Genomic DNA, 1,753 nt, shown 5'->3' with positions numbered 1-1,753 from the left:
CTCTTTATTGCACAAAACGTATCAAAACGCAAGCTGTTAAGTAAAATAAAAATGGGATTCACACTGTAGATTCAGTGATTTATAATTATCATTTATCAAATCAATTTAAATCATAATGAATAAAATGAACGCTGTTAATTTACCTTCTTTTCAAACAGAAGAACAATCTTCTTTTCGTCAACTGCCCCATAATATTGAAGCAGAGAAAGCTTTGCTGGGTGCTATCATTATCAATAATAATGCTCTTGATAGCGTTTCTGATTTTTTAAAAGCAGAGCATTTTTTTGAACCGTTGCATCAAAAGCTTTTTGATATCATTTCACAAATTATTCAAAATGGAAAAGTTGCAGATCCCATTACTATTAAGCCCTTTGTTGAAAATGATGAGAAAATTGGTGACATCACTGTATATAATTACGTGGTGCGTTTAGCTACCGAGGCAGTCACAATCATTAATACTAAAGATTATGGGAGTGTCATTTATGATCTGTTTATCCGACGCTCTTTAATTAACCTTGGCACTCAAGTTGTGAATAGAGCTTATGATGTTTCTGTAGAACTTACAACATCACAACAAATTGAAACTGTTGAAAATCAGTTGTTTGAATTGGCAGAAAAAGGAAAATATGGAGGTGGGTTTGAAAACTTTGATACAGCCATTGCAAAAGCACTTAACATGGCAAGCGCTGCAAAAAAGCGTTCCTCACAGCTTTCTGGGATAGCTACCCATATCAAAACCCTTGATGAGAAAATGGGAGGGCTACAGCCATCCGATTTGATTATCATAGCTGGACGCCCTGGAATGGGGAAAACCTCACTGGCGACCAATATTGCTTTTAATATTGCCAATGCTTGCAAGCGTCATGATAACAGCCAAGAAAATGAAGGGGGTATTGTAGGTTTCTTCTCACTTGAAATGTCATCTGAACAGCTTGCAACTCGTATTATCTCAGAACAAATAAAGGTTTCTTCTTCTGATATGCGTCGTGGTAATATCTCAGAAGAGCAATTTGCAAAAATTATTCACGCAATGCGTTCCTTACAAACAATCCCTCTTTATATTGATCAAACGGGTGGTGTATCCCTAGCACAATTGTCCGCCCGTGCAAGGCGTCTCAAACGACAACATGGTCTAGATGTCTTGATTATCGATTATATCCAACTCATGACAAGCGGTTCAAAGCGTTCATTAGAAAACCGCGTTCAAGAAATTACAGCCATTACCACCGGATTAAAAGCACTTGCAAAAGAACTCAATATTCCCATCATTGCTCTGTCTCAACTTTCGCGCCAAGTTGAAAACCGAACCGATAAACGTCCGCAACTCTCCGATTTACGTGAATCTGGTTCAATCGAGCAAGATGCCGACATTGTTCTGTTCGTTTATCGTGAAGAATATTATCTCAAAAATGAAGAACCAAAAGAAGGCACTGCTGAGTATAGCAAATGGCAAGAGGCAATGGAGCAAGCCAAGGGTAAAGCCGAGGTTATTATAGCAAAACAACGCCATGGTCCGACAGGAATCGTTCCCCTTGCCTTTCAATCCGATTTTACACGCTTTAGTGATTTATAACATAATGTAAAACATTAAATAATTGTTATTAGCTAACTGAAAACATTGTAAAAACACATAAAACATGTTATGATCTTTACATCATTTAATGGGACTTACAAACATGCTTAATAAAGTGATTTTAATTGGTCATTTAGGTGCCAATCCAGAAAGCAAAACAATGTCATCTGGTATCGAGGT

Annotated in this window: 1 protein-coding gene and 1 pseudogene; both read left to right on the top strand. The window is 37.2% G+C overall.

Features of this window, described 5'->3' with window-relative positions:
- Positions 1-124 precede the first annotated feature (124 nt).
- The gene (locus ACFILW_RS09575) at positions 125-1,573 is read left to right on the top strand and encodes a replicative DNA helicase (protein ID WP_375685697.1); all 1,449 of its coding nucleotides are present in this window, start codon (positions 125-127) and stop codon (positions 1,571-1,573) included.
- A gap of 103 nt (positions 1,574-1,676) precedes the next feature.
- Positions 1,677-1,753 (top strand): annotated as a pseudogene (locus ACFILW_RS09570) (single-stranded DNA-binding protein); the annotation flags it as partial.

The organism is Bartonella sp. TT110JLCBS, assembly GCF_042193405.1.
GTDB lineage: Bacteria > Pseudomonadota > Alphaproteobacteria > Rhizobiales > Rhizobiaceae > Bartonella.
The sequence above is the reverse complement of the archived record's forward strand: the minus strand, read 5'-3'. Positions and strand labels throughout refer to the sequence as shown.

Excerpts from the sequence above, each read along its gene's own strand:
- ACFILW_RS09575 (WP_375685697.1), top strand. The coding sequence starts at position 125 with ATGAACGCTGTTAATTTACCTTCTTTTCAAACAGAAGAACAATCTTCT.